Source organism: Streptomyces sp. NPDC005017, from assembly GCF_042873115.1.
GTDB lineage: Bacteria > Actinomycetota > Actinomycetes > Streptomycetales > Streptomycetaceae > Streptomyces.
In genome coordinates, this window is the sequence record NZ_JBIALD010000016.1 from 169,448 (window position 1) to 195,077 (window position 25,630).

General features: G+C 73.7%; 18 protein-coding genes and 2 pseudogenes. 7 read left to right on the top strand and 13 right to left on the bottom strand.

The features are described 5' to 3' along the window. Positions 1-134 precede the first annotated feature (134 nt). The 3 genes from ACFYR0_RS24380 (at position 135) to ACFYR0_RS24390 (ending at position 3,735) form a co-directional block, all read left to right on the top strand. Positions 135-1,352, top strand: coding sequence for a helix-turn-helix domain-containing protein (locus ACFYR0_RS24380; protein ID WP_389331783.1), 1,218 nt, complete (start codon positions 135-137; stop codon positions 1,350-1,352). A 612-nt stretch (positions 1,353-1,964) separates the two neighbouring features. After that, positions 1,965-2,660 carry a type 1 glutamine amidotransferase domain-containing protein gene (locus ACFYR0_RS24385; RefSeq protein ID WP_389331785.1) on the top strand — a complete coding sequence of 232 codons (696 nt, stop codon included), beginning with the start codon at positions 1,965-1,967 and terminating at the stop codon, positions 2,658-2,660. 202 nt (positions 2,661-2,862) lie between these two features. Next, complete coding sequence (locus ACFYR0_RS24390) at positions 2,863-3,735, top strand: aldo/keto reductase (RefSeq protein WP_389331787.1); 873 nt, start codon at positions 2,863-2,865, stop codon at positions 3,733-3,735. 104 nt (positions 3,736-3,839) lie between these two features. Here the strand turns inward: ACFYR0_RS24390 and ACFYR0_RS24395 are convergent, their stop codons facing one another. From ACFYR0_RS24395 to ACFYR0_RS24450, 12 genes and pseudogenes are all read right to left on the bottom strand, one after another. Beyond that, complete coding sequence (locus ACFYR0_RS24395) at positions 3,840-4,232, bottom strand: nuclear transport factor 2 family protein (protein ID WP_389331789.1); 393 nt, start codon at positions 4,230-4,232, stop codon at positions 3,840-3,842. A 112-nt stretch (positions 4,233-4,344) separates the two neighbouring features. Next, a pseudogene (locus tag ACFYR0_RS24400) lies at positions 4,345-4,473 on the bottom strand (GNAT family N-acetyltransferase); the annotation flags it as partial. A gap of 121 nt (positions 4,474-4,594) precedes the next feature. Then, positions 4,595-4,861: pseudogene (locus tag ACFYR0_RS24405) on the bottom strand (GNAT family N-acetyltransferase); the annotation flags it as partial. A 106-nt stretch (positions 4,862-4,967) separates the two neighbouring features. Continuing rightward, positions 4,968-5,606 carry a 4'-phosphopantetheinyl transferase gene (locus tag ACFYR0_RS24410; RefSeq protein ID WP_389331854.1) on the bottom strand — a complete coding sequence of 213 codons (639 nt, stop codon included), beginning with the start codon at positions 5,604-5,606 and terminating at the stop codon, positions 4,968-4,970. 83 nt (positions 5,607-5,689) lie between these two features. After that, entirely contained in the window at positions 5,690-7,033 is a 1,344-nt protein-coding gene (locus ACFYR0_RS24415; protein ID WP_389331792.1) for a 3-deoxy-7-phosphoheptulonate synthase class II, read from the bottom strand. Continuing rightward, positions 7,030-8,925 carry an anthranilate synthase family protein gene (locus tag ACFYR0_RS24420; RefSeq protein ID WP_389331794.1) on the bottom strand — a complete coding sequence of 632 codons (1,896 nt, stop codon included), beginning with the start codon at positions 8,923-8,925 and terminating at the stop codon, positions 7,030-7,032. Before ACFYR0_RS24420 ends, ACFYR0_RS24415 begins: the two co-directional genes overlap by 4 nt. Next, on the bottom strand, positions 8,925-9,590 hold the full coding sequence (locus tag ACFYR0_RS24425) for an isochorismatase family protein (RefSeq protein WP_389331797.1): 666 nt from the start codon (positions 9,588-9,590) through the stop codon (positions 8,925-8,927). Before ACFYR0_RS24425 ends, ACFYR0_RS24420 begins: the two co-directional genes overlap by 1 nt. Positions 9,591-9,742: 152 nt before the next feature. Beyond that, on the bottom strand, positions 9,743-10,501 hold the full coding sequence (locus tag ACFYR0_RS24430; RefSeq protein ID WP_389331800.1) for a 2,3-dihydro-2,3-dihydroxybenzoate dehydrogenase: 759 nt from the start codon (positions 10,499-10,501) through the stop codon (positions 9,743-9,745). After that, positions 10,498-11,982, bottom strand: coding sequence for an amidohydrolase family protein (locus tag ACFYR0_RS24435; RefSeq protein WP_389331803.1), 1,485 nt, complete (start codon positions 11,980-11,982; stop codon positions 10,498-10,500). Before ACFYR0_RS24435 ends, ACFYR0_RS24430 begins: the two co-directional genes overlap by 4 nt. Further along, positions 11,979-12,257 carry a phosphopantetheine-binding protein gene (locus tag ACFYR0_RS24440; RefSeq protein WP_389331857.1) on the bottom strand — a complete coding sequence of 93 codons (279 nt, stop codon included), beginning with the start codon at positions 12,255-12,257 and terminating at the stop codon, positions 11,979-11,981. The genes ACFYR0_RS24435 and ACFYR0_RS24440 overlap by 4 nt, the downstream gene beginning before the upstream one ends. A 10-nt stretch (positions 12,258-12,267) precedes the next feature. Next, on the bottom strand, positions 12,268-13,890 hold the full coding sequence (locus tag ACFYR0_RS24445; RefSeq protein ID WP_389331806.1) for a (2,3-dihydroxybenzoyl)adenylate synthase: 1,623 nt from the start codon (positions 13,888-13,890) through the stop codon (positions 12,268-12,270). Positions 13,891-13,899: 9 nt separating this feature from the next. After that, positions 13,900-14,937 carry a ketoacyl-ACP synthase III family protein gene (locus ACFYR0_RS24450; protein WP_389331809.1) on the bottom strand — a complete coding sequence of 346 codons (1,038 nt, stop codon included), beginning with the start codon at positions 14,935-14,937 and terminating at the stop codon, positions 13,900-13,902. A gap of 289 nt (positions 14,938-15,226) precedes the next feature. On the opposite strand from ACFYR0_RS24450, the gene ACFYR0_RS24455 reads away from it, so the two are divergent. Together ACFYR0_RS24455 and ACFYR0_RS24460 are read left to right on the top strand one after the other, a co-directional pair. Further along, positions 15,227-16,537: a phenylacetate--CoA ligase family protein gene (locus tag ACFYR0_RS24455; protein WP_389331812.1), complete on the top strand. Its 1,311-nt coding sequence runs from the start codon at positions 15,227-15,229 to the stop codon at positions 16,535-16,537. A gap of 77 nt (positions 16,538-16,614) precedes the next feature. After that, the gene (locus ACFYR0_RS24460; protein WP_389331815.1) at positions 16,615-21,753 is read left to right on the top strand and encodes a type I polyketide synthase; all 5,139 of its coding nucleotides are present in this window, start codon (positions 16,615-16,617) and stop codon (positions 21,751-21,753) included. A gap of 253 nt (positions 21,754-22,006) precedes the next feature. Here ACFYR0_RS24460 and ACFYR0_RS24465 read toward each other — a convergent pair whose 3' ends face one another. Continuing rightward, positions 22,007-22,708 (bottom strand): TetR/AcrR family transcriptional regulator, encoded by a 702-nt coding sequence (locus ACFYR0_RS24465; protein ID WP_389331818.1) that lies wholly within the window; start codon positions 22,706-22,708, stop codon positions 22,007-22,009. Between the two features lie 263 nt (positions 22,709-22,971). Here ACFYR0_RS24465 and ACFYR0_RS24470 point away from each other — a divergent pair, with 263 nt between their 5' ends. Beyond that, positions 22,972-24,513 (top strand): MFS transporter, encoded by a 1,542-nt coding sequence (locus ACFYR0_RS24470; RefSeq protein WP_389331821.1) that lies wholly within the window; start codon positions 22,972-22,974, stop codon positions 24,511-24,513. 356 nt (positions 24,514-24,869) lie between these two features. Continuing rightward, entirely contained in the window at positions 24,870-25,535 is a 666-nt protein-coding gene (locus tag ACFYR0_RS24475; RefSeq protein WP_389331824.1) for a MerR family transcriptional regulator, read from the top strand. Positions 25,536-25,630: the final 95 nt, after the last annotated feature.

The following is a 25,630-nucleotide window of genomic DNA, read 5'->3' on the forward strand; positions in this document are numbered from 1 at the left end:
GGCCGACAGCGGGTGGGGTGAAAAGTGTCAGGGCGGTGACAGTCTTGGCCGTCCCGGCCGGGCAAGGCTTGGCGCACACGGCACGGGCGTTCCACGATGACGCCCCCACAATCCGTCCTCCCCGGAGCGTGCCCATGTCGTCGACCGCCCTGGCGCGGCCCTACGCCGCCACACCGCCCCCGCACGAACTGCGTCGGCTCCTCGGGCGCCATGTCCCGGCCGCCGTACGGGAGATGGAACACGAGGTGGCGGCCCATCTGCCGCTGTACGCCGACGCCTTCAACGACACACCGGACTTCTCCGTGCGCCGGATCGTGGAACGCACCGTGCGCCTCTTCCTCGCCACGCTCGGCCCGGCGTCGGGCGGCGGCACGCAGACGGCCGAACTGACCGCGCTGTACCAGCGGATCGGCGCGGAGCACAGCCGTGCCGGGCACTCGGTCGACACCCTGCGGACGGCCCTGGGCGTGGCCGGGCAGGTGGCCCGCAGGCGGTTCATCAAGGACGCGTACCGCCTGCGATGGCCCGAGGCGACGCTGGAGTTCCTGATCGAGAGCGCCGGTGCGCTGATCCAGACCGCGGTCGACTCCGCGCTCGGCGGGTTCGAGCAGGAGGGCGGGCAGGAGTTACCGGGGCGGCGCCGGGCCCGGCTGCGGGACGCGCTCGTGGCGGACCCGCCGATGGACCTCTCGTCGCTGTCGGCCCTGGCGGAGGCGGCGAAGTGGCCGCTGCCCGGCACCGTCACCGTGCTCGCGCTGCCGCCGGGCACCCGCACCGAGCGGGCCGTGCTGCCGGACGAGGCGCTGGCCCACCACCGTCCCGAGGCGCCCTTCGTGATCCTGCCGGGCGACCGGCAGCCGTTCCCGCTGCTGCGGACGGAGGGGGCGGCGCTGGGTCCGGCGGTGCCGGTCGCCCGCGCGGCGGACTCGCTGCGCTGGGCGCGCCACGCCGTGGACCTGACGCTGCGGGGTCTGCTGCCCTCGGCGGCCCCGCTGGACTGCGCCGACCATCTCGCCGCTCTGGTGGCGTCCCGGGCGGGTGATCTGCTCGACGCCGTGGCGGCGGAGACGCTGGGGCCCTTGCTGTCGTTGCCTGAGCGACGCCGCGGACCGCTGCTGCGCACGCTGCTCACGTATCTGGAGAGCGGGGACAACGCGGTGGCCACGGCCCGCAGGCTGTTCGTGCACGAGCAGACGGTCCGCTACCGGCTGCGGCAGATCGCCGAGGTGACCCGGGACTGCCTGCCCGGCACCGACCGCCGGCTGGAGACGATGCTCGTCCTCGCCCGGCTGCTCGACGGCACGCCCGGGGAGCGGCGGCTGCCCGCGCCGCGCGGCGGCCGGGGGCGGTGACGGGCAGGCGACCGGGGCCGTACGGCGCCGGCACGCCGAGGTGGACCCGCAAGGCCGACCCGCCGAGGTGGACCAGCAGGACCGACCCGCCGAGGTGGGCCCGCGGGACCGGCCCGCCCAGGTGAACCCGCAGGACCGGCCCGCCCAGGTGAACCCGCGGGGCCAGCCCGCCGAGGGGACCCGCGGGACCGACCCGCCCAGGTGAACCCGCGGGACCGACCCGCCCAGGTGAACCCGCGGGACCGACCCGCCCAGGAGGACCCGCGGGGCCGGCCCGCCGAGGGGGATCCGCGGGGCCGGCCGCCGAGGGGTGCGGGCGGTCGGCGTGTCGCCGCTCGCCCCACCGGCGTACTCCCCTCGGCGCACCGGCCCGCAGTCGGCCGTAGCATCTGCGCAGGTCAGCGACGCACGAAGCGTATTCCCGTGGAATCCATCGGAATTCCGATGCCCGGCATCGGATTCCCCATTGGTCACCCGGGGATCACCGGCCTACCTTCGAGGACATCGCCGCACCGGCGGTCCGGACGCGGGACATCGGATCCCGCGGACCGTCGGAGCGTGCCGCCCCGTCCCTCGGGCCCGTACCGGGCCCGCACCCTCGAGAGAGACACCATGGCCAAGATCCTTTTCGTGCTGACCGGCGCCACCCACTGGACGCTCGCCGACGGCACCCAGCACCCCACCGGCTTCTGGGCGGAGGAGGCCGCCGCCCCCTACGAGGCCTTCAAGGCCGCCGGCCACGAGATCGTCGTGGCGACCCCCGGCGGTGTCGTCCCGACCGTCGACAAGGGCAGCCTCGCACCCGAGGTCAACGGCGGCCAGGAGAACGCCGACAAGGTCGCCGCGACGCTGGACTCGTTCACCGAGCTCCACGCCCCGATCCGGCTGGAGGACGCCCGCCCGGAAGACTTCGACGCCGTCTTCTACCCCGGCGGCCACGGCCCCATGGAGGACCTGGCCGTCGACGCCACCTCCGGCAGGCTCCTCGTCGACACCCTCGCCTCCGGCAAGCCCCTCGCCGTGGTCTGCCACGGCCCGGCCGCGCTGCTCGCCGCCACCCTGGAGGACGGCTCCAACGCGTTCGCCGGCTACCGGGTCGCCGCGTTCACCAACGCCGAGGAGACTCAGGCCGGTCTCGCCGAGAAGGCGAAGTGGCTGCTGGAGACCCGTCTCTCCGAGGCCGGCGTGGACGTGCGGGCCGGCGAGCCGTGGGCGCCGAACGTGGTCGTCGACCGCAACCTGGTCACCGGCCAGAACCCCGCCTCCTCCGCCCCGCTCGCGGCCGAGGTCCTCAAGAAGCTCGCCTGACGACGGGACCGGCCCGGTCCGGCGAGACGGCGGCCCCCTGCCGAGGGCCTTTCGGGCGGGCGACCTGACATGGTGGGCCCCCGTCTCGCCGCCACCGGGCCGGGTGTCCCGCAGACTGACTGACGGGCCCGTCGGGGGGCGACGTCGAGTCGGCGCTCACCGGCGGCCGTCGACATCCGCCCGTACGACAAGGAACGCCACCATGAGCTCACCTTCCAGCGACCGCCCCGTCGCCGCTTCCGGCACCTTCGCTCTCGGCGGTGACCTGCCCGTCCACCGGCTCGGCTACGGCGCCATGCAGCTCACCGGGCCCGGCGTGTGGGGCGAGCCCGAGGACCCGGACGAGGCGATACGCGTCCTGCGGCGGGCCGTGGAACTCGGCGTGACGTTCATCGACACCGCCGACTCCTACGGCCCCTTCGTCAGCGAGCGCCTGATCCGCGAGGCGCTCCACCCGTACGCCGACGACCTGGTCATCGCCACCAAGGGCGGCCTGACCCGGTCCGGTCCCGACGACTGGCGGCCGGTGGGCCGGCCGGAGTATCTGCGCCAGCAGGTGGAGCTGAGCCTGCGCCACCTGGGGCTGGAGCGCATCGACCTCTACCAGCTGCACCGCGTCGACCCGCGGGTGCCGCTCGCCGACCAGCTCGGTGAGCTCAAGCTGCTCCAGGACGAGGGCAAGATCCGGCACATCGGCGTCTCCGAGGTGAGCGTCGAGCAGCTGAAGGAGGCGCGCGGTCACGCGGAGATCGTCTCCGTGCAGAACCTGTACAACCTCGCCGACCGCGGCGCCGAGGACGTCCTCGCCTACGCCGAGGCGGAGAACATCGCGTTCATCCCCTGGTACCCGATGGCCACCGGCCGACTGGCGCGCCCCGGAGGCCCGTTGGACGCGGCCGCCAAGCAGCACGAGGCGACCGCGGCGCAGCTCGCCCTGTCCTGGCTGCTGCGCCGCTCGCCCGTGATGCTGCCGATCCCCGGCACCTCGCGGGTGGCCCATCTGGAGGAGAACCTCCGGGCCGCGTCCCTCGCCCTCACCGACGAGGAGTTCGCGGCGCTCTCCGACGCGGTCTGACCACCGCGCACCCGGCTCGCCTTCCCCTGCCCGGCGGGGGAAGGCCGGCCGCACCCGGGCGCCCCGCGAACCGGGGCACCCCGGTCCGGCAGGCGCCCGACCCGTCACCCGCCCGCCGCCTCCTGCGCGATCTTGTCGAACTGCGCGCCCATGGCCTCCGACAGCGCCTGCGCCGCCGACAGCGGGCGGACCATCACCATGAAGTCGTCGATCTTCCCCTCCTCGTCGAAGTGGAGGAAGTCGCAGCCCTGGATCTGCTTGCCCGCGACGGTCGCCGTGAACACGAACGCGTGGTCGCGGCCGTCGGGGTTCGCGATCTCCTTGACGTAGCTGAAGTCCTCGAAGACCCGCAGCACCCCCCGCAGGATCGCGGCGGTCATCGCCTTGCCCGGGTACGGCTTGAAGGCCACGGGGCTGGTGAACACGACGTCCTCGGCGAGCAGCGCCTCGATGGCGGCGGAGTCGCGGTTCTCGACGGCCTTGCGGAACGGGTGCATGATCCCTCGCTCACGTACTCAATAAATTTACTAGTTGAGTCGGAGAGTAAACGCCGAGGGCGCACCCGTCCAGCCGCGGAAGCGCGGCCGGGGGCGGAGTAGCAGCCCGGTGTCAGAGAGGGATCAGCCCGGCGGCCGTCTCGCGGAAGCCGCAGGTCTCGAGGTAGAACGGGCGCAGCCGCTCCTCGAAGTCGACATGGAGCCAGCGGCAGCCGGCCGCGCGGGCCTCTTCGGCGGCCAGGGTCCTTCTGATGGATCTCCGTGGGAGAAGGAGCGGCGTTCGGTGCGTGCGATCGGCGTGCGGTGCGGAGGGTGCGTGCCGGGCGTCGCGACGCCGCGGAGATCCATCAGAAGGACCCTGGGGCGACGAGCCGGGCGCCGACCCCGCGGGAGCGGTGGGGTACGGCGACGACGGTGTCCAGCAGGAAGGCGTGGACTCCGCCGTCCCAGACGACGTTGACGAAGCCGATCAGGGCACCGTCCGCGCGGGCGCAGACCCAGCCGAGGCTGTGCCGCTCGAGCCGGGCGCGCCAGGCGATGCCGCCCGGCGGGCCGCCGAAGCCCTCCGTGTGCAGGGCGTCGAGGGAGTCGTCGTCGACGTCGCCGCGCCACTCGTAGGTGATCGTCACGCGCCGATCGTACGCACCGCCCGGAGGCGCCCGGACGGCTGTGGGGGCCGGCCGCGGGGAGGTGGTCCGGGGTGCCCGCGGCCGTCGTGCGTGTGGTGTCGCGCGGTCAGCGGCGCTGGGCCGCCGAGTGGGCGATCGCGGTGATCAGCAGGCCGTCACGGGCCACCCAGTTGCCCTGGAAGCCGCGGACGGGGCCGTCGACCAGGAGACGGGCCTCGAAGGTGCCGCCGGGGTGGAGGGTGAGGTAGGCGTCCTCGAAACCGAGCCAGCGGCCGGTCAGCGGGAACCAGGCCTTGTACACGCTCTCCTTGGCGCTGAACAGGAGGGTGTCCCAGTGCGGGCCGCCCGGCCGGGTGAGCTGGGCGCGCTCCGCGGGCAGGGCGATGCGGTCCACCACCCCTTCGGGCAGCGGCTTGTCCTCCTCGGCGTCGATGCCGATCGAGACGTAGTCCGACTGCCGGGCGACGGCCGCCGCGCGGTAGCCGTGGCAGTGGGTCAGGCTGCCGGTGACCCCGGCGGGCCACAGCGGCTCGCGCTTGGGTCCGCGCAGGACGGGCACCGGCGCGAGACCGAGTCCGGCCAGCGCCCGGTGCGCGCAGCCGCGGCCGGAGGTGAACTCGGCCCGCCGCTTGGGCAGGGCCCGGGTGATCAAGGCCCGTTCCTCCGGGAAGAGTTCGCTGTCGGGGAGTTCACCGGCCCGCGTCTCGGCCGTCGCCGCCCCGGCGGGCAGGATGCCCGCGAGCAGCCCGGTCGTGGTGACCGGGCCGGGCACGGTGGCGGTGCCCACCGGGACGGGCGCCGTGGGGGCGCCCGTCAGGACGCCGGTGATCACGACGCGCCCCCGGTGGTGAGCCGTTCGGCGAGGCGGAAGGCGAGTTCCAGGGACTGCTCGCGGCTGAGCCGGGGGTCGCACAGCGAGAGGTAGCGGCTGTCGAGGTCCTCGAGGCCGATGCCGCCGCCGACGCACTCGGTGACGTCGTCGCCGGTGAGTTCGAGGTGCACTCCGCCCGGGTGGGCCCCGGCGCAGCCCAGCACCTCGAAGAAGCCCATGAGTTCGTCGAGGACGTCGGTGAAACGGCGGGTCTTGTGGCCGGTGGGCGCGGTGACGGTGTTGCCGTGCATCGGGTCGCAGACCCAGGCGACGGCCCGGCCCTCCTTGACGACGCGTTCCACCAGGGCGGGCAGCGCCTCGCGGACGCGGCCGGCGCCCATGCGGGAGACCAGGGTGAGGCGGCCCGGCTCGTTGTCGGGCGAGAGCCGGTCGACGAGGCGCAGCAGTTCGTCGCCGGAGACGGAGGGGCCCACCTTCACGGCGAGCGGGTTGGCGATGCGGGCGCAGTAGTCGACGTGCGCCTCGTCGGGGTGGCGGGTGCGCTCGCCGATCCACAGCAGATGGCCGGAGGTGGCGTACGGGTGTCCGGTCACGGGGTCGACGCGCGTCAACGCGGCCTCGTAGTCCAGGAGCAGGGCCTCGTGCGACATGAACAGTTCGCCGGGGGTGTGCCAGCCGCCGGAGCCGGTGAAGCCGCCCGCTCCCGCGATGCCCCGGGCGAGCGTCCGGTACCGGGCGGCGGGGCCGGACCCGGCGAAGGCGAGGACGCCCTCCAGAGCGTGGGCGTATCCGGCCGACTCGCTGTTGCCGTAGGCCCGTACGAGGTTCAGGGTGGCGGCCGAGGCGTGATAGGCGCGGACCAGCCGGTGCGGGTCGGGGGTGCGGACGGCGGCGTCGAAGGCGTGACCGTTGACCATGTCGCCCCGGTAGACGGGGAGTTCGACGCCGTCGCGGACCTCGGTGGGCTTGGAGCGCGGCTTGGCGTACTGGCCGGCCATGCGGGCGACGGTGACGGTGGGGCGGGACAGGGCGTAGCCGAGGACGGTCGCGAGCTGTTGCAGGAGACCGGAGGTCAGCGAGATGGAGGTGGCGTTGACGGCGTCCAGGGACTCGGCGCAGTCGCCGCCCTGGACGAGGAAGGCCTCGCCGCGGGCGACCTCGGCGAGCCGGCTGCGCAGCCGGTCGCACTCACGGGGTACGACGAGCGGCAGACTGGCCTCCAGGGTGGCGACGGCCGCGTCGAGGGCGGCGCGGTCGGGCCAGGGGGGCTGCTGGCGGGCGGGCAGCGCACGCCAGCTCTGCACGAGATGGGCGTCGGGAAGGTCGGCCACAGTGGTCACGCGAAGAGCTCCGCTTCGTGCGGCACCGGTGCCAGTGCGCCGGTGACCAGGGTGTCGAGGATCTCCGTGCCGTGACGGGTCATCACAGACTCGGGGTGGAACTGCACGGACGCGAAGCCGCGGCCGCGCAGGGCGTGCACCTCACCGGTCGCGGGGTCGCGGGCGACCTCCACGGTGCCGGGGCACAGCGGGCTGTCCAGCAGCCCGGTGTCGCTGTGCGCGGCGAAGGTGTTGTAGTAGTACGCGGGCGTGGGGGCGCCGAAGAGGTCGATGGTGCGGCGCACTCCCTGGTTGGGGAACGGCAGGCGGCGCAGGTCCAGGCCGAGCAGCCCGGAGAGCACCTGGTGGCTCAGGCACACGGAGACGAACGGGATGCGCAGGTCGAGCAGGCTGCCGGTGACCGCGCGCAGATGGGCGATCTTCGGGTGGCTGCGCTCGCGCGGGTCGCCGGGACCGGGGCCCAGCAGGACCAGGTCGTAGCCGGTGATGCGGTACGGCTCGTCGAAGCGGCGGACGTCCACCTCGTGGCCGAGGCTGCGCAGCTGGAGCGCGCACATCGAGGTGAAGGTGTCCTCGGCGTCGACGATGAGCAGCTTCTGTCCGGACGCGGGCCGGGCGGGTGCGGCGCCGAGCCAGAAGGGCGCCAGGGGGGCGTTGCGCCGCTCCAGGGCCTCGCGCACCCGCGGCAGGCCGCCGAGCGCGGCCCCGGGGGGTGCGGGGGTGCCGCCGGTGCGGTCCAGGGCGCGGAGCAGTCCGGCGGCCTTGGCGGCGGTCTCCGCGGCCTCCTTGGCGGGGTCGGAGTCACGGACGAGGGTGGCGCCGACGCCGAGGTCCATACGGCCGGTGGCGTCGATGTCCGCCGTACGGATCATGATGGCGGAGTCCATGCGGCGGCGGCCGGCCGCGTCGCGGCCGATGAGCGCGGCGACGCCGGAGTAGTAGCCGCGGCCGATGGGCTCGGTGCGGGCGATGACCCGGCAGGCGCTCTCCACGGGGCTGCCGGTCACGGTCGGGGCGAGCAGTGTCTCGCGCAGGATGTCGCGGACGTCGCGGGTGGTGGTGCCGACGATGTGGTACTCGGTGTGGGCGAGATGGGCCATCTCCTTGAGGTTCGGCCCGACCACGCGCACGGTGTCGCACACGCGGCTCATCATCTTCAGTTCCTCGTCGAGGACCATGTAGAGCTCGTTGGTCTCCTTGGCGTCGGCGAGGAAGGACAGCACCGACTCCTCGGTGGGGCCGCCCGGCGGGTAGCGGTGGGTGCCGCTGATGGGGTTCATCGCCGCGACGCCGTCGTCGAGGCTGACGTGCCGCTCGGGGCTGGCGCCGATGAACGTACGGGTGCCGGTGTGGATCAGGAACGTCCAGTAGGCGCCCGGTTCGCCGCGCAGCAGCCGGCCCCACAGGGCGAGCGCGGTGCGCACGGACCAGTCGTGGATCTCGGTGACATAGCTGCGCTTCAGGACGAAGTTGGCGCCCTCGCCGCGGCCGATCTCCTCGGCGAGGACCCGGCGGACCAGGTCCCCGTACGCCTCGTCGTCGGGGTGGAAGCTGCCCTCGCCGGTGCTGACGGGCCAGGCGAGGACGCGGTCGAGCAGCTCGGCGACGGGCAGTTGTTCCTGGCCGCGCACGCGCAGGGCGAGCAGCGGCTCCTTGGCGTCGTCGTCGCCGTGGTGCTCGTAGCCGCGCTCGCCGACCACGCGGTACGGCAGGACGGCGAGGACCTCGTGGGTGTCGGGGTCGCCGAAGTCGGGCACCGGCAGCTCGTGCGTGGTGGCGACCTCGGTGAACTCGCCCGTCAGCAGGTCGACATGGCCGGGGGTGCCGCGTTCGGGACGGTGCAGCAGGGCGAACGGGCCCCCGGTGCGCACGAGTTCCTCCAGCGTGTTCATCACGCGCCTCCGGCGCCGGCGAACGCCGCCGCGGTCAGCGACCGCAGGACGGTGGCGGTGGGCTGGGTGACGGCGCACCGGGTCGCGGCGTACTCCAGCGCCATGTGGTGGTACTCGGGGCTGAAGTCTGCGACGGCGTCGGCGACCACGAACGGCTGGATGTCGTGGGCGAACGCGTCGCAGGCGGTGAGCAGGATGCCGACATGCGCGTAGACCCCGCAGATGACGAGCTGGTCGCGGCCCTGCTCGTGCAGCAGGTCGAGCAGGCCGGTGCGGTGGAAGGCGCTGGCCCGCCACTTGGTCAGGACGGTGTCGCCGAAACGCGGGGCGATCGGGCCGGGGATCTCGCGGTCGGCCGGTTCGGCGGACATCCCGGCTCCCCAGAAGTCCTTGAGCAGGCCGCGCTGTTCGTCGCTCATGCCGCCGGGCTGGGCGGTGTAGACGACGGGTACGCCGAGGGCCCGGCAGCGCTCGCGCAGGGCGACGACGTTGTCCATCAGGTCGGTGCGGGGCCGGGCGTGCTCGGCGAACGGGGCGAGGAAGTAGTGCTGCATGTCGTGCACCAGCAGCACGGCCCGTTGCGGGTCGACGGACCAGGAGACGGTGTTCACCGGGAGCTCGGCCGCGGACGGCATCGGGTACGGGTCGATCGGCGCGATCGCCACGTGGGGTCCTTTCCGGGTGGGGACGGGCGGCGGGGGCGGGAGGGGCCGCTCCCGGGCCTGGTCGGGTCAGGGTCCGAGAGGTCCGGGGGCGGCCCCGGTCGGGGTCCGGGTGCCGAAGGCCCGGTGGTGGAACCCGGGTCCTGGGCCGCCGGTCAGACGCCCAGTGCCGCTCCGCCGTCGACGGTCAGCTCGTGCATCGTGATGTGGGCGGCTCGCTCGGAGAGCAGGAACAGGACGGCGTCGGCGATGTGCCCGGGCTCGGCGATACGGCCGAGGGGAATGCCCACCCGGTAGTCCCGGGGCACCCCGTCGATGGAGGCCCGCTCGGCCGCGTCGCCCTGGAGGGCGGTCAGCATGGGGGTCCGGGTGGAGCCGGGGGCGACCACGTTGCAGCGGATGCCGTGGGCGGCCAGTTCCAGGCCGAGACACTTGGTGAACATGGCGGAGGCCGCCTTGGACGCCGAGTAGGCGGCCATCGACATCCGCGGGGTGGCGGCCGCGTTGGAGGCGACGGTGACGATCGCGCCCCGCCCGCGCGGCACCATCAGCCGGGCCACGGCACGGCTGGTGTGGAAGACACCGGTGGCGTTGACGGCGAAGGTGGTGTTCCAGTCCTCGTCGCTGAGGTCCCCGGCGGGGCCGCTGCGCAGCACTCCGGCGGCGTTCACCAGATGCTCCACGGGCCCGAGTTCGGCCTCCGCCTTGGCGACGGCGGCGTCGACCTGGGCGCTGTCGGTGACGTCGACGGGGACCGGCAGCACGCGCCGGCCGTCGGCCTCCAGGGACTCGGCGAGTTCGCCGAGTGCGTCGGCGTCCCGGTCGAGCAGGGCGACCGGGGCACCGGAGGCGGCGATGGCACGGGCGATCTCGGTGCCTATGCCGCCGGCCGCGCCGGTGACCAGGGCGGTCATCGCGACACCTGCCCGAGGACACGTCCGACGACCTCGTCGGGGACGCGCAGGACGCGGGTGGTGAAGCCGCGCAGGGCCTCGAGGTAGCGCTCGCGCAGCCCGTTCTCGTCGGCCTCGACGCCCTTGCCGCCGGAGATCAGGGTGCGGCCGCCGACGATGACGGTGTCGACGTCCGCGGACCCGCCGAGCCACAGGAAGCTCTCCAGCGGGCGGGAGTTGAGCAGATAGCGGTAGTCGTCCGTGGGGATCAGCACCAGGTCGGCCTGCTTGCCCGGCTCCAGGCTGCCGACCTGGTCGTCCCAGCGCAGGCCCTTGGCGCCGATCCGGGTGGCCATGGCCAGGGCGTCGGTGGGCCGTACCTCGGTCTGGTCGGCGCTCAGCTCGTTGTACATCTGCCAGGCGGCGCGCATGGCCTCCGCCATGCCCGCGTTGGGCAGCGAGGAGCCGTCGGTGGACAGGGAGACGTCCAGTCCGGCGCGGCGCAGGGCGGGCACGACCCCGGTCTCGGTGACCGCGGACTCGCCGGAGGGGCCGTACTTGGCGGGCGAGTGGCTGATGTGGGCGTGGCCGGCGAGCATCAGCTTCTGCTCGTCGTCGTCGAGGAACGCGGCGTGCGCGGCGGTCAGCCGCTCGTCGACCAGGCCGAGTTCGGCGAGGCGGCGCAGTCCGGTTGCGCCGTAGTGGGCGCGCAGGACGTCGGCCTCGTGGCGCAGGGCGCCCACATGGGTGGCGAACGCCAGATCGTGACGGGCGATCAGCTCGGCCATACCGGTGGCGAGTTCGTCCGTCATGTTGGTGACGTAGGCGATGCTGGGGCGGCAGCGCAGCCGGCCGGTGGTGTCCTTCGCGACCTGGCCGAGCAGTTCCTCGACACCGGCGAGGATCGTGTCGGCGTCGCGGGTGCGCCGGAACCCGGTGGCGTCGGCGGAGCAGACGGCGTCGCTCGCCCAGGTGCTGGCGGAGAAGCGCAGTCCGAGCCTGCGGGCGGCGGCGACCATCGAGGCGGGCCGGTTGAGGGAGCCCATGTCGCCGAGGGTGGTGACACCGCCGCGCAGCTGGGTCCACATCGAGTACTCGGCGACGGCCTGGGCCTCGTCCGGGGTGAGGCCCGCGATCAGGTCGTCGAAGCGGTCGAAGGTGGCGGAGACCTCGTACATGCTGCCGCCGCCGCCGAGGAAGGCGACCTGGTCCTCGCGGTCGGAGACCGGGCGCAGGGCACCGCGCAGCGGGAAGCCCATGGCGAACATCTCGTGCCAGTGGTCGTTGACCAGGCCCGGCAGCACCATCATGCGGCTCGCGTCGAGGGTGCGCAGGTCGCCGCGCTGCTCCGGGGTGAGGGCGGCGACGGCCCGCTCGACCTCGGCGGCCGGGCCGACGGCCACGATCCGGTCGTCGACGACGAGGACGGCGCCGCGGGCGTGCACGGACTCCTGGGCGTCGGCGGTGTAGACGGTGCCGCCGGATATCAGCAGGGTGCTCATCGGCTCTCCCCCGCGGCGGTGTCCTCGGCGCCCTTGTTCTCGGGCCCGGTGAGCGTCTCGAAGTGGGCGAGCCAGCCCTTGAGGGTGGGTTCGCCGATGAGCGCCTCGAAGTCGGCCCGGACGCCCTGCTTGCGCCAGCGGCTGACCAGGCGCATGACCTCCAGCGAGCTGATGCCCAGCACGACGAGGCTGGTGTCGGGGTCGATGGCGCGCGGCTCGATGCCCAGCACGGGGGCGAGGATCGCGCGCAGCTCGTGTTCGGTGGGCGGCGTCATGGTGTCCACGTCAGCCTTTCTCTCCGGCCGCGGCCGAGGCGGCCAGCGCCTTCTTGTCGACCTTGCCGAGCGGGGTCAGGGGCAGTTCGGGTACGTAGCGCACGACGTCGGGCAGCTTGTACTCGGCGACGCCCTGGGCGTGCACGGCCCGTTTGATGTCGGCGAGGGGGATCTCGTCGCCCTCGGCCACGAGGAACGCGCAGATCCGCTCGCCGAGGAACTCGTCGGGCACGCCGATCACGGCGGCGGCGGTGATGCCGGGCTGGCGCAGCAGCAGTTCCTCGGCCTCCCCGGCGTTGATCTTGTCGCCGCCGCGGATGATGACTTCCTTGATCCGGCCCTCGATGACGAGGTCGCCGTCCTCGGTCAGCCGGGCCAGGTCGCCGGTGCGGTAGAAGCCGTCCTCGGTGAAGACGCGGCGGTTGTGCTCGGGGGCGCGGTAGTAGCCGCGCAGGGTGTAGGGGCCGCGGGTGATCAGCTCGCCCACGGTGCCCGCCGGCACCTCGTGGCCCTCGTCGTCGACGATCCGCAGCTCGTCGGCCTCGGAGACCGGCCTGCCCTGGGTGGTGAGCACCGACTCGTCCGGGTCGTCCGACCGGGAGAAGGTGAGCAGCCCCTCGGCCATGCCGAACACCTGCTGGAGCCTCGCGCCGAGCGTGGGCTCGATCCGCTCGGTGAACTCGCGCAGCATGCGCGCCCCGCCGACCTGCACCAGCCGCAGCGAGGACAGGTCGGCGTCGGTCCAGGAGGCCTCGTCGAGCCAGAGCGCCATGATGGAGGGGACCATCGCGGTGGCGGTGGCGCCGTACCGCTCGATCAGCGGGAAGCAGTCGGAGGGGTTCGGGGTGTCGGCGAGGACGGCGGTGCCGCCCGCGTGGAGGATGCCGACGACGCCCGGGCAGCCGAAGGCGAAGTTGAACTCGATGGGCAGGACGGCGAGATACACGTCGTCCTCGGTGAACTCGCAGACCGCGGCGGCGCGGCGCGACATGTGGACGTAGTCGTCGTGGGTGCGCGGGATCAGCTTCGGCAGGGCCGTCGTCCCGCCGGACAGCAGGAAGAACGCCACGTCGGCCGGGTCGGGCTCGGGCAGCGGCGCCGGGGTCTCGGGGGCGGCCGCCTCGACCTCGGCGATCGACACGAACCCCTCGGCGCTCTCGCCGAGCACGAACAGGGACTTCAGGGTGCCGGTGCCGGCCCGCACCTGGCGGGCCTGCTCCAGGTGGTCGTGGCCGCGGTGCGTCTCGGGCACGACGTAGGCCACGGCGCCGCTCAGTTCCACCAGGTGGGTGATCTCGGTGGAGCGGTGGGCGGGCAGCGAGAACACGGGCTTGGCGCCCAGGCGCAGCAGGCCGAAGACGATGGCCACGAACTCCGGCACGTTGGGCAGCTGGACGACGATCCGGTCGCCGGCGTTCACTCCGTGGGCGGCGAAGCCGTGGGCCAGCCGGTCGGCCCAGCGGTCGAGTCCGGCGTAGGAGACGCGGCGTTCGCCGTGCACGAGCGCGGTGCGGTCACCGTGCCGGGCGGCCAGGTCGCGCAGCACACCGCCGAGGGTCTCGCCGGTCCAGACGCCCTGGTCGCGGTAGTGCCGGGCGACGTCCTCGGGCCAGGGGGTGCATCCGTCGAGCATCACGGGCTCCTACTCGGCTTCCGGGGCGGGCTCGGTGATGCGCACGACGGCCGCGCCGGCCTCCATGCCGGTGCTGGCGCCGATCAGCAGGACGTGGTCGCCGGGGACGACCTGTCCGGTGCGCCAGACGTGCTCCAGGCCGAGGAAGAGGTCGGCGGCACCGGTGTGTCCGACGGTGCTGGTGTACTCCCAGACCGTCTTCTCCTCGGGCACGTCCAGCGGCAGCAGGAACATCGCCTCCAGCGCGGGCCGGCCCATGCCGACGTGGCAGACCCTGGTGATCTGGTCGAACGTCACCTCGGCCTCCTTCAGGGTGCGTTCGGTGATCTCCGCGACCCGGTCGCCGAAGTTCTTGATGGGCGGGGCCTTGCCCTCGGCCCACTGCTCGCGGACCTTCTCGGCGCGCTCGGCGAAGTTCAGGCCCCGGCCGCGGGTGACGCCGGGCGGGAACAGCTCCTCGCCGGCCCGGTGCAGGATCTCCATGGAGGAGTCGGACAGCGAGCCGACGGCCAGCAGTTCGGCGAAGCCGGAGCGGCGCGAGAGCACGACCGAGGAGCCCGCGTCGGCGAGCACGAACAGGCCCGAGGCGCGCCAGCGTTCGACGCCCGGGGTGGAGTAGTTGTCGCCGGTGGTGATCAGCGCGGCGTCATGGGTGGGGTTGGCGATCAGCCGGCTCGCGGCGATCTCCAGGGAGGCGATCATGCCGAGGCAGCCCTGCTTGACCTCGACGGCCGGGACGGGCCGGTCCACGGTGTTGTTGAGGATGTAGTGCACCGCGGACCAGCCGTCGGGGCCCTGGTGGTGGGTGTAGCTGTGCAGCAGGACGCCGATGTCGTCCGGACCGTGCCCGGAGTCCGCCAGGGCCGCCCGGGCGGCCTCGATCGCCATCTGCGGCGCGGGGGTGGACTCGCTGACGGCGGCCGAGACCATGCCCGACGCCTCCCGGGCCCCTTCGTCGTACAGGCCTTCCGCGACCGCCTGTTCGGCCGGGAACAGGGGCGGCAGATGACTGCCGATCCCGGCGAGGTACAGGTGCGCAGTCCTCATCGCGCCGACTCCTTCTGGCTCGATCCGTGTGCAAGCGGCAGGGGATGCCTGGGCGCCAGCACAACATCACGCGTGGCCGTCGCTCATGAGTGGCCGGTACTCATCCGGTCGACCGCCCCGCGGCCCCGGCTCGTGGGTGGAACCCGCCCACGGCCTGCGCGGGAGGCCCGTGGCCGCCCGAATAAGTAGCCACTACTCGCGATCCGCGCGCGCCCCGGATGTTGTGCTGGCCGCGATCCCGCCGAGCCGTGTCCCCGTCGGCGGTCAGGCATCCACGAGGGGAGCAGTCATGTCCACGTCGCGTCCGGAGCAGGGCGACTGGTCGAGTCCCGCCGAACTCGCACAGCTTCAGAGGGCCCAGCTGCCGCGGGTGCTCGCCCAGGCGCTGCGCTCGCCGTTCTACTCAGCCCGCTACGAGGGCCGTGAGGTTCCGCGCTCCGCCGACGACTTCGCCGAGGTCCCGCTCACGACCAAGCAGGACCTGCGCGGCCAGTACCCGTTCGGGATGCTGGCCGTGCCCCGCGAGGAGCTTGCCACCTACCACGAGTCCAGCGGCACGGCCGGTGAGCCGACCGCCTCCTACTACACCGACGGCGACTGGACCGACCTCGCCGAACGCTTCGCCCGCAAGTGGGTGGGCATCGGCCCGTCCGACACCTTCCTGGTGCGCACGCCCTACGGGCTGGTCATCACCGGGCATCTGGCCCAGGCGGCCGGCCGGCTGCGCGGGGCCACCGTCGTCCCCGGCGACGCCCGCTCGCTCGCCACCCCGCTGTCCCGCATGGTGCGGGTGCTCGGCTCCCTGGACGTGACGCTGGTCTGGTGCAACCCGACCGAGATCGCCATGCTCGCGGCCGCCGCGCGGGCGGCCGGGCTGCGCCCGGAGCACGACTTCCCCCACCTGCGCGCGTTCTTCACCGCCGCCGAGCCGCTCACCGAGGTGCGCAGGCGGCGGCTGAGCGAGGTCTGGGGCGGCATCCCGCTGGTCGAGGAGTACGGCTCCACGGAGACCGGCACGATCGCCGGGCAGTGCCCCGAGGGAGTGCTGCATCTGTGGGCGGACCGGGCGGTGTTCGAGGTGTACGACCCGGCCACCGGCAGGCTGTCCCCGACCGGGCGCGGCCAGATCGTCGTCACGCCGCTGTACCGCGACGCGATGCCGCTGCTGCGCTACAACCTCGCCGACGAGGTCGAGGTGTCCGAGGCGCCGTGCCGCTGCGGCTGGCTGCTGCCCACCGTGCGGGTCCTGGGCCGGGCGGGCACCGCCCACCCGGTGGGTTCCTCCTCGGTGACCCAGCAGCAGCTGGAGGAGCTGGTCTTCTCCCTCCCGGCCGAGTACGAGGTGCTGTTCTGGCGGGCGAGGGCCGAACGGGACGCCGTGGTCCTGGAGTTCGAGGCCCCCGACGCGGTGCGTGAGCGTGCGGCCAAGGAACTGGGCGCGGCCGTCGACCGCGAGCTGGGTGTGCCGCACCGCATCACCGCGCTTCCGCTGGGCACCCTGGTGCCCGCCTCCGCCCTGACCGCGCAGCGCGACATCCTCAAGGCCCGCTATCTCTTCGCCGAGGGCGAGGACTGGGACAAGGCGGTCATGTATGCCTGAGCGCCCTCCTCTCCCGCGCCCCCTGCCTTCCCCGCGTCGCCGACAGCGGCCGACGCCGACCCGTGAGCGGTGACGCCATGAACGACCTCAACCCTCAGCCGTCGAACGCCGCCGAGCCGATCGCGGTGGTCGGCATCGGCTGCCGCCTGCCCGGCGCCGACTCCCCCGACGCCCTGTGGCGGCTGCTGCTCGACGCGGTGAACGTGTCGGGCCCGGTCCCCGAGGAGCGCTGGGCGCCGCAGCGCGCGCAGTCCCGGGAGAACGCCGCGGTGCTCTCCCGGGTCACCGACCACGGCTCCTTCCTCGAGGACATCGCCGGGTTCGACGCCTCCTTCTTCGGCATCTCCGCCACCGAGGCCCGCCAGCTGGACCCGCAGCAGCGGCTCGCGCTGGAGGTGGCCTGGGAGGCCCTGGAGCACGCGGGCATCCCCGCCCCCGCGCTGGCCGGCAGCGACGCCGGCGTGTTCATCGGCGTGGGCACCGACGACTACGGCCGGCGCCTGCTGGAGGACCTGCCGGGCGTCGAGGCGTGGACCGGCATCGGCTCCTCGCTGTGCGGGGTGCCCAACCGCATCTCCTACACCTTCGACCTGCGCGGCCCGTCCGTCGCGGTCGACACCGCCTGCTCGTCCTCGCTGGTGGCGATCCACCAGGCGTGCGCGGCGCTGCGCGCCGGGGAGACGCCGGTGGCGCTCGCGGGCGGTGTGATGCTGATGGCGGGCCCGGGTCTGACGACGGTCCTGGACCACGCGGGCGCCATCTCGCCCGACGGCCGCTCCAAGGCCTTCGACTCGGCGGCCGACGGCTACGGCCGCGGAGAGGGCTGCGCGGTCGTCGTCCTCAAGACGCTGTCCGACGCCCGCCGCGACGGCGACCGTGTCATCACGGTGATCCGCGGCAGCGCGGTGCACCAGGACGGCCGCACCGACGGCATCATGGCGCCGAGCCCCGCCGCTCAGGCGCACCTGCTGCGCAAGGCGTACGCCGCGGCGGGCGTGGACCCGGCCGAGGTGGACTACGTCGAGGCGCACGGCACGGGCACCCGGGTGGGCGACCCGATCGAGGCGTCGGCGCTGGCCGAGGTGGTGGGCGCCGGACGCGGCGCCGGACAGCCCTGCCTGATCGGCTCGGTGAAGACCAACATCGGTCACTGCGAGGCGGCGGCGGGAGTCGCGGGCCTGGTGAAGACCGCGCTCGCGATGTACCACGGCCTGATACCGCCCACCGTGACGGTGGAGGGGCCGCGTCGGGACATCCCGTGGGAGACCTCGGGACTGAGTGTCGTGACCGAGCCGACGCCGTGGCCCGAGACCGGGCGTCCGCGCCGCGCGGGTGTGGCGAGCTACGGCTACGGCGGCACGATCGCGCACGTCGTGCTGGAGCAGGCGCCCGACGCCGTCGCCCCGGTGGACGAGGCCGCCGAGGCCCCCTGCGAGCGCGCCGAGGCCGTCGGCCCCCTGCTCTTCCCCGTCTCCTCGGCGACCGCCCCGGGCGTCGCCGCCCAGGCCGCCCGGCTGAGGGACTCCCTCGGCGCGCACTCGCTGGCCGACCTCGGCCACACCCTCGCCCACCGCCGGGCCCATCTGGGTGCGCGTGCGATCGTCCTGGCCTCGGACGAGACGGAACTGGCCGCCGCGGTGGCCGCGCTGGCCGACGGCGAGGCACACGAGCGGGTCGTCACCGGGGAGTTCCCGGGGCGCCCGGAGCGGCCGGTGTGGGTGTTCTCCGGGCACGGCGCCCAGTGGTCCGGCATGGGCCGTGAACTGCTGGAGCGGGAGCCGGTGTTCGCCGCCGCGATCGACCGGCTCGGGCCGGTCTTCGCGCAGGAGCTGGGCGTCACGCCCCGCGAGGTGCTCACCGGCGGTGACCTCGGCTCGGTGGACATCATCCAGTCGATGCTGTTCGCCGTGCAGATCGGTCTGGCCGCCGTGTGGCGCCGCCACGGTGTGGAGCCGGCCGCGATCATCGGTCACTCGGTCGGTGAGATCGCCGCGGCGGTCACCGCCGGGTCGCTCACCGAGGAGGACGGGGCGCGGCTGGTGTGCCGCCGCTCGGCCCTGCTGCGCAAGGTGGCCGGCCAGGGCGCCATGATCATGGTGGACCGGCCGTTCGAGGAGGTCCGGGAGCGCATCGGCGCGACGGACGCGCTGTGCGCGGCGATCGCCGCCGCCCCCGCCTCGACCGTGGTCGCCGGTGACATCCCGGCGGTGGACGAGGCCGCCGAGCAGTGGGCGGAGCTCGGCTGGACCGTCCGCCGGATCGACTCCGACGTGGCCTTCCACAGCCCGCAGATGGACCTGATCAGCGGTGAACTGGCCGCCGCGGTCGCCGATCTGGAGCCGCGCACCCCGAATGTGCCGCTGTACCAGACGGCGGTGGACGACCCGCGCGCCGGACTGCCGCAGGACGCCCGCTACTGGGCCGGGAACCTGCGCAACGCCGTCCGGTTCCACCAGGCGGTGCGGGCGGCCGTCGAGGACGGGCACCGCCTGTTCCTCGAGGTGTCCGCGCACCCCGTGGTCAGCCACTCGATCACCGAGACCCTCGGCGGCGCGGGCGACGCGCTGGTCGTGCCGTCGCTGCGCCGGAACAAGCCGGAGCGGCTGACGCTGCTGACCTCGCTGGCCCGGCTGCACTGCCACGGCGTGCCCGTGGACTGGGCCGTGCTCCAGTCCGGCGGCGCGCTCGCCGACCTGCCCACCACGGCGTGGCGCCACGAACGGCACTGGGTGGACGGCCGGTTCGACGCTCCCTCGCCGCAGGACACCCTGCTCGGCACCGAGGCGGCCGTGCACGGCTCGCACGTACGGGTCTGGCAGACCACGCTCGACCTGCGCACCCGCCCGTACCCGCGCCGGCACCCGGTGCTGGGCACGGAGATCGTGCCGGCGACCGTGCTGCTGAACACCTTCTTCACGGCGGGCCGCACCGACACCCTGACGGACGTCCATCTGCGCCAGCCGGTGGTGGTGCCGCAGGAGGACACCCGACAGGTGCAGATCGTGTCCGACGAGAGCGGACTGCGGCTCGTCTCGCGCGCGCTGGGCTCGCCCGACAACGCCTGGCTCACCCACACCACGGCCACCCTCGGGGACCGCTCGGCCGCGCCGGCCGAACCGCTCGGCCCGACCGGCGCCTCCGACGTGCTCGACCCCGACCACGTGGTGGACCGGCTCGCCCAGCTCGGTGTGGCCGACATGGGCTACCCGTGGACGATCGAGGAGCTGTACAGCGGTGACGGCACACTCACCGCGTCGGTGCGCGCCGACCGGGACGCCACCTGGGCGGCGGTGCTCGACGCGGCGCTGTCCATGGCCTCGGTGATCTTCTCCGGCCCCGCCGTGCTGCGGATGCCCGCGTACATCGACCAGGTCACCCGCCGCGGCCCGGCGCCGCGCACCGCCGTCATCGACGTACGGCTCGACCCGGACCGGCCGCTCACCGTGCATGTGGACGTACGCGGCGAGGCCGACGGCGAGGAGTCGGTGGTGACGCTGCGCGGGCTGCGCTACGGCGAGCTCGACGGCGACCTGTCCGACGAGCAGCGCACCGGCGCCGAGCGCTTCGAACCGGTCTGGCAGCCCTTCCCGCTGGACACCTCCGCGCACTCGAACCGGCCCGGTGGCACGCTGCTGGTGCTGGGCCCGACGGAGCTGGCGTGCGCGCTGGTGCCGGAGGCCGCCGCGCGCGGGGTGACGGTGAGCGTCTCGCGCCGCCGGCTGGAGGAGGCCGACCAGGTCCTCTACGCCCCCGACAGCGCCGAACCGGCCGAGGTGGCGACGGAGTTCGTGCGCCTGATGGCGGAGATCGCCGCGCTGCCCGGCCGCAAGCCGGTGGTGTGGTGCCTGACGCGCGGGGTGCGCGAGTGCGCGGACGCGTCCTCGCTCGCCGGGTCACCGCTGTGGGGCCTGGGCCGGGTCGCGGCCAGCGAGCACCCCGACTTCTGGGGCGGTGTCGTCGACCTGCCGGCCCAGCCCTGGTCGCAGCTTCCCGTCGAGCCGCTGTTCGCGCTGCTGCATCTGCGGCCCGCCGAGCCGGTGCTGTCGGTGGTGGACGGCGAGGTGCACACCGTGCGCCTGCTGCCCGCCGAACCGGCCGCGGACGGGGCGCAGTTCGCCTGCCGCCCGGACGGCACGTACCTCGTCACCGGTGGTCTCGGTGTGCTCGGTCTGGAGCTGGCCGGCCATCTCGCCGCGCGGGGTGCGCGCCGGATCGTGCTGCTGGGCCGTACGCCGGTCCCGCCGCGCGCCGAGTGGGCGGAGGGCGACCCGCGGGTCGACGCGCTGCGCCGGCTGGAGGCGGCGGGGGTGACCGTGCGCACGGTCGCCGCCGACATCACCGACGCGGCCGCCGTGAAGGCCGCACTGGACGCGCTCGACCTGCCGCCGGTACGGGGTGTGGTGCACGCCGCCGGTACGGTGCACAGTGCGCTGCTGCACCAGCTGGAGCAGGACGCGGTCCGCGCGGTCATGCGGCCCAAGGTCGACGGCGCGCTGGTCCTGCACGAGCTGTTCCCGCCCGGCTCGACGGACTTCTTCGTGCTGTTCTCGTCGGCGGGACCGCTGCTGGGTCTGCCCGGCCAGGGCGCGTACGCCGCCGCCAACGCCTACCTGGACGCGCTGGCCGCGCACCGCAGGGCGGCGGGGGCGACCGAGTCGGTGGCCCTGGCGTGGACGAGCTGGCGCGGCATGGGCATGGCCACGGCCGCCCAGGCCACGGACATGGAGCTGTCCGCGCGCGGCACCTGCGACATCGCCCCGGACCAGGCGCTGCGGGCCTTCGACCAGACGGCCGCGGCTCCCTCCGGCGCGGTGGTGGCGGTGCTGGGGCTGCTGCGCGGGCACACCGGTCCGCGGCCCGCGCTGCTCTCCGAGCTGGCCCGGGACGACTCGGCGCAGCCCGCCGAGGTGCCGGACTGGATGGAGCTGGACGGCGAGGAGCTGTCGGCGTATCTGCTCGACGAGGTGCGGCGCCGGGTGGCGAACGTGCTCGGCGCGCAGCCGGACGCGGTCTCGGTGCACCGGCCGCTGACGGAGGCGGGCGTCGACTCGCTGCTCGCCGCGGCGATCCGGGTGGCGCTGGAGCGTGACCTGGGGGTCGCCCTGCCGGCCACGCTGCTGTGGAACCACCCCACCGTCAGCGCGATCGCCGGTCACCTCGGGGACCTTCTCACGGCCGCGCACGCGGGCGAGCAGGAGCAGGACATGGCGCACTGACCGGCGCCACCGGGCTGCCGCCGTCCTCGCCGACGACGACCGGGTGCGGCCGGTCGGGGCGAGGACGGCGGCCGAGGCACCGGTGTGGCCTCGATCGTGCTGGACGACGAGCGTCGGATCCACGGCGGACCACCGACGCCGTGCCGCCTGCCGCGGCCGGAACGGGCCCGGCGCGCGGCGGCCGAGGCGGCCACCCGCACAGCGGAGCGGGCGAGGGGCCGGACCCCGATCTTGGGTCCGGCCCCTCGCCGTTTCAGCGGCCGCCGCCGAGCATCGCCTCGGCGCCGTCCAGCGAGCGCTCCACCGTGAAGCGGAAGAACCGCAGTTCCTCCTGCGCGAGTTCGGCCGGGTCGCGGACCTGGCTGAGTGCCTCGGCGCCGGCCGCGGCGAGACCGGGCCGGGCCTGGTCGTCGGCGAAGGCGGCCATCGTGCGGTGCATGTCGACGCGGGCGGTGGGGAAGTTGGCCCGGTCGTCCTCGACGGCGACGAGCATGAAGGCGCTGTTCAGCAGGTAGCGGTAGATGAGGGTGGACTGCTCGCCGAAGCCGGCGGCCTGCAGCACGTTGATCCCGGTGTCGATGGTCGGCAGGGCGGCGGGGACGTTGGGCCCCACCACGACCATCCGGCGCGCGACGCCGGGATAGGCGCGCAGCACGCCGCGCCCCTCGATCATCAGGGCGCTGAACCACTCCCGCCAGGGGAGCTGCCGGTCGGGCACCGGGATTCTGGAGATGACCCGGTCGACGACACCCATGACGACGGCTTCCCGATCGCCGACGTGGTGGGCGACGACGCCGGGCCAGACGTCGAGCTTGGTGGAGATCTGGCGGATCGACCAGCCGTCGAGGCCTTGCTCGGCGGTCAGTTCCGTCGCGGCCTCGATGATCTTGTCCGCTGTGATCGGCGGCAACCCTGCCGAGGCGCGGGACCTGCGGCGGGACGTCGTCTGCGACATGGCGACTACCTCACGCTGTGGACCACCCGGGCGGGGCCGGGTGTGTGGCGGCTCTGAGAGAGAGGGGGGAGATCCAACCCTAGCCTATTGGTCAGTGTCTAAGACGGTGTTGTAGGCTATTAGTCACTGTCTAACTGGGGTGGGCCGGGCTCTCCGCACAGCACTGCCCGCCCGCCCCGCGCACTCTTCCCTGCCGTGTGGAGCGCCGGCCCGCCGTTCTCGTGCCCCCGCCGCGCTCCGACCTCCGCTCCGAGAGGCCTTCCATGCGCAAATGGATGCCGCTGCTGGCCGTGTGCCTCGGCACCTTCATGCTTCTGGTCGACGTCACCATCGTCAGCGTCGCGCTGCCGTCGATGACCGACTCGCTGGACACGTCCTTCACCTCCCTCCAGTGGGTGGTGGACGTCTATGTGCTCGTCCTGGCCGCGCTGCTGATGGCGCTCGGCTCGCTGTCGGACATCAAGGGCTCGCGCCGGGTGTACCTGGCCGGTCTCGCCGTGTTCGCGGCCGCCTCGCTGGCCTGCGGCCTCGCGGCCAGCAGCGAGATGCTGATCGCGGCACGGGCCGTGCAGGGCCTCGGCGCCTCGGCGATGTTCGCCACCAACACCGCGCTCCTGGCGGGCAATTACGAGGGCCGTGACCGTGGTATCGCGTTCGGCCTGTGGGGCGCGGTCAACGGCGCCGCCGCGGCGGCCGGACCGATCATCGGCGGTCTGCTCACCGAGCACCTCGACTGGCGCTGGATCTTCCTCGTCAACCTGCCCGTCGCCGCGGTCGCCCTGTTCCTCGGCGTCAGACACCTCGCCGGTCCGGCCACCCGCCCGCACAGCCGCCTCGACCTGCCCGGCACCCTCACCTTCACCCTCGGCTCGACGCTGCTGATCTACGGCCTGATCCGGGCCGGCGAGGACGGCTGGACGGCGACCGGCACCCTGCTGCTGTTCGGCGGCACCGTCGTCGCGCTGCTGCTGTTCGTGCTGGTGGAGCGCGGCAGGCGGGACCCGATGCTGGACCTGGGCCTGATGCGCTCACCGTCCTTCGGCGGTCTGATGTTCGGCGCCGCCGTGTTCAGCGCGGCCGCCTTCGCCAACCTGGTGTTCGTCTCGGTGTGGGCGCAGTCCGTGCTCGACTACAGCCCGGTGAAGGCGGGTCTGATCCTGACGCCGCTGAGCGGGATGTCGTTCGTCGCGGCGGGCCTCGCGGGCCGGTTCCTGTCGAACGTGCCGCCGCACATCCCGATCGGCGGCGGTCTGCTGCTGATCGGCGGCGGCACGCTGCTGGAGATGACGGTCACCGGCTCCTCCGGCTGGATCGCGCTGCTGCCCGGCTTCATCGTCACCGGCATCGGCGTCGGTATCGCCTCGCCGATCCTCGCCTCGGCCGCCCTCGCGTCCGCGCCGGCCGACCGGGCGGGCATGGCGGGCGGTGCCGCCAACACCTTCCGCCAGCTGGGCTTCGCGCTCGGCATCCCGGCCGTGGCCGCGATCATCTCCGCCACGGTCGCCACACGGCTGACCGACAGCGGCCTGTTCCGCGACGCCGACGAGGCCGCCGGACTCGTCACCGCGGGCCAGCCCTCGGCCGCGATCGCCGAGGTGTCCGCGGGTGCCCGCGACGCGGCGGGCAAGGTCGTGGAGGACGCCTACGCCGCCGGACTGGACCAGGCGTTCCTGGCGAGCGGTGTGGCCGCGCTGCTGGCGGGTGTACTGGTCCTGCTCGTCGTACGGCCGTCGGCCGCCGCGGTCCCGGCGCAGACCGCGGACGCGGCGCCGATCGGCGAGGACCGCACCGTGAAGTCCGTCTGACACCGCGTCACCACCACGCGGACCGGGCCGGAAGGCCGGTCCGGCAGCAGGTCACCACCTCAGGGGCCGCCCGGTACGTCCGGGCGGCCCCTGAGGCATGTGGTGAGTCGACAGCCGCTACGACCGGCGAGGTCGCGCGGCAGAAAGGAACCCGGCCCGGAGGCGGGGGCTTCTCCGGGCCGGGTGTTCAGAGTGCGCTCGCAGGGGAGGGTGCGACAACCCCTCGCTCGGGGGGTATGACGACCGCTCTACCGCGTACGGACACGGGCGCGATAACATCGCCTCCCCAACTGGCGAGTCACACTATCCAGTTTAGACAGTGGCACTACCCAATAGCCAGGGAAGAGCGAAAACCCGTGCGCATCAAGGAACTGAGCCGACTCAGTGGCGTCCCCGTCGCGACCATCAAGTACTACCTCCGCGAAGGGCTGTTGCCACCGGGCCGGCCCACGGCCGCGACCCAGGCGGAGTACGACGAACAGCACGTGCGCAGGCTGAAGCTGGTCCGCGCGCTGATAGGCGTGCGCGGACTGTCCGTCAGCGCCGCGAAGAACGTCGTGAACGCCGTCACGGAGGAACAGACCGACGTCCACACCCTGCTCGGCCTGGTGTCCGGCATGTGGCCGCTGGGCACCGACCCGGGCGGCCAGGCCCTCTGCGAGACCCCGCCCGGCGACTCCGAGACCGACGCCCTGCTCGCCGAACTGGGCTGGTCGGTCACCGAGCACAACCCCGCCCGCCAGGTCCTCGACCACACCCTGCTCACCCTGCGCTCCCTCGGCATGGACTACGACTGGCGGTTCCTCCTCCCCTACGCCCGGCTGGTCCACGGCATCGCCGCGCTGGACCTCGACCAACTGCGCGCCCCGCTGGACCCGTTGGAGAAGGCGGAGCAGGCCGTCCTGCTCACCTTCCTGCTCGAACCCGCCCTGCTCGCACTGCGCCGCCTCGCCCAGGAGGCCGAGTCGCATCTGCGCTACGGCGCCCTGGAGGCGGCGCGGGAGGAGCCCGGCCCGGACTGAGCTTGACGTTTAACGTCGCAGGTCACCCGACCTGCTGATCTGCGGTTCTTCCCGGGACAGCGGAGGCGGCCGTTCTCCACGCTTCGAGATGTCGA

Coding starts and splice junctions, on each gene's coding strand:
- ACFYR0_RS24380 (WP_389331783.1), top strand. CDS start 135: ATGTCGTCGACCGCCCTGGCGCGGCCCTACGCCGCCACACCGCCCCCG.
- ACFYR0_RS24445 (WP_389331806.1), bottom strand. CDS start 13,890: ATGCTCGACGGATGCACCCCCTGGCCCGAGGACGTCGCCCGGCACTAC.
- ACFYR0_RS24435 (WP_389331803.1), bottom strand. CDS start 11,982: ATGAGCACCCTGCTGATATCCGGCGGCACCGTCTACACCGCCGACGCC.
- ACFYR0_RS24390 (WP_389331787.1), top strand. CDS start 2,863: ATGAGCTCACCTTCCAGCGACCGCCCCGTCGCCGCTTCCGGCACCTTC.
- ACFYR0_RS24455 (WP_389331812.1), top strand. CDS start 15,227: ATGTCCACGTCGCGTCCGGAGCAGGGCGACTGGTCGAGTCCCGCCGAA.
- ACFYR0_RS24450 (WP_389331809.1), bottom strand. CDS start 14,937: ATGAGGACTGCGCACCTGTACCTCGCCGGGATCGGCAGTCATCTGCCG.
- ACFYR0_RS24440 (WP_389331857.1), bottom strand. CDS start 12,257: ATGACGCCGCCCACCGAACACGAGCTGCGCGCGATCCTCGCCCCCGTG.
- ACFYR0_RS24420 (WP_389331794.1), bottom strand. CDS start 8,925: ATGAACACGCTGGAGGAACTCGTGCGCACCGGGGGCCCGTTCGCCCTG.
- ACFYR0_RS24460 (WP_389331815.1), top strand. CDS start 16,615: ATGAACGACCTCAACCCTCAGCCGTCGAACGCCGCCGAGCCGATCGCG.
- ACFYR0_RS24395 (WP_389331789.1), bottom strand. CDS start 4,232: ATGCACCCGTTCCGCAAGGCCGTCGAGAACCGCGACTCCGCCGCCATC.
- ACFYR0_RS24465 (WP_389331818.1), bottom strand. CDS start 22,708: ATGTCGCAGACGACGTCCCGCCGCAGGTCCCGCGCCTCGGCAGGGTTG.
- ACFYR0_RS24385 (WP_389331785.1), top strand. CDS start 1,965: ATGGCCAAGATCCTTTTCGTGCTGACCGGCGCCACCCACTGGACGCTC.
- ACFYR0_RS24470 (WP_389331821.1), top strand. CDS start 22,972: ATGCGCAAATGGATGCCGCTGCTGGCCGTGTGCCTCGGCACCTTCATG.
- ACFYR0_RS24430 (WP_389331800.1), bottom strand. CDS start 10,501: ATGACCGCCCTGGTCACCGGCGCGGCCGGCGGCATAGGCACCGAGATC.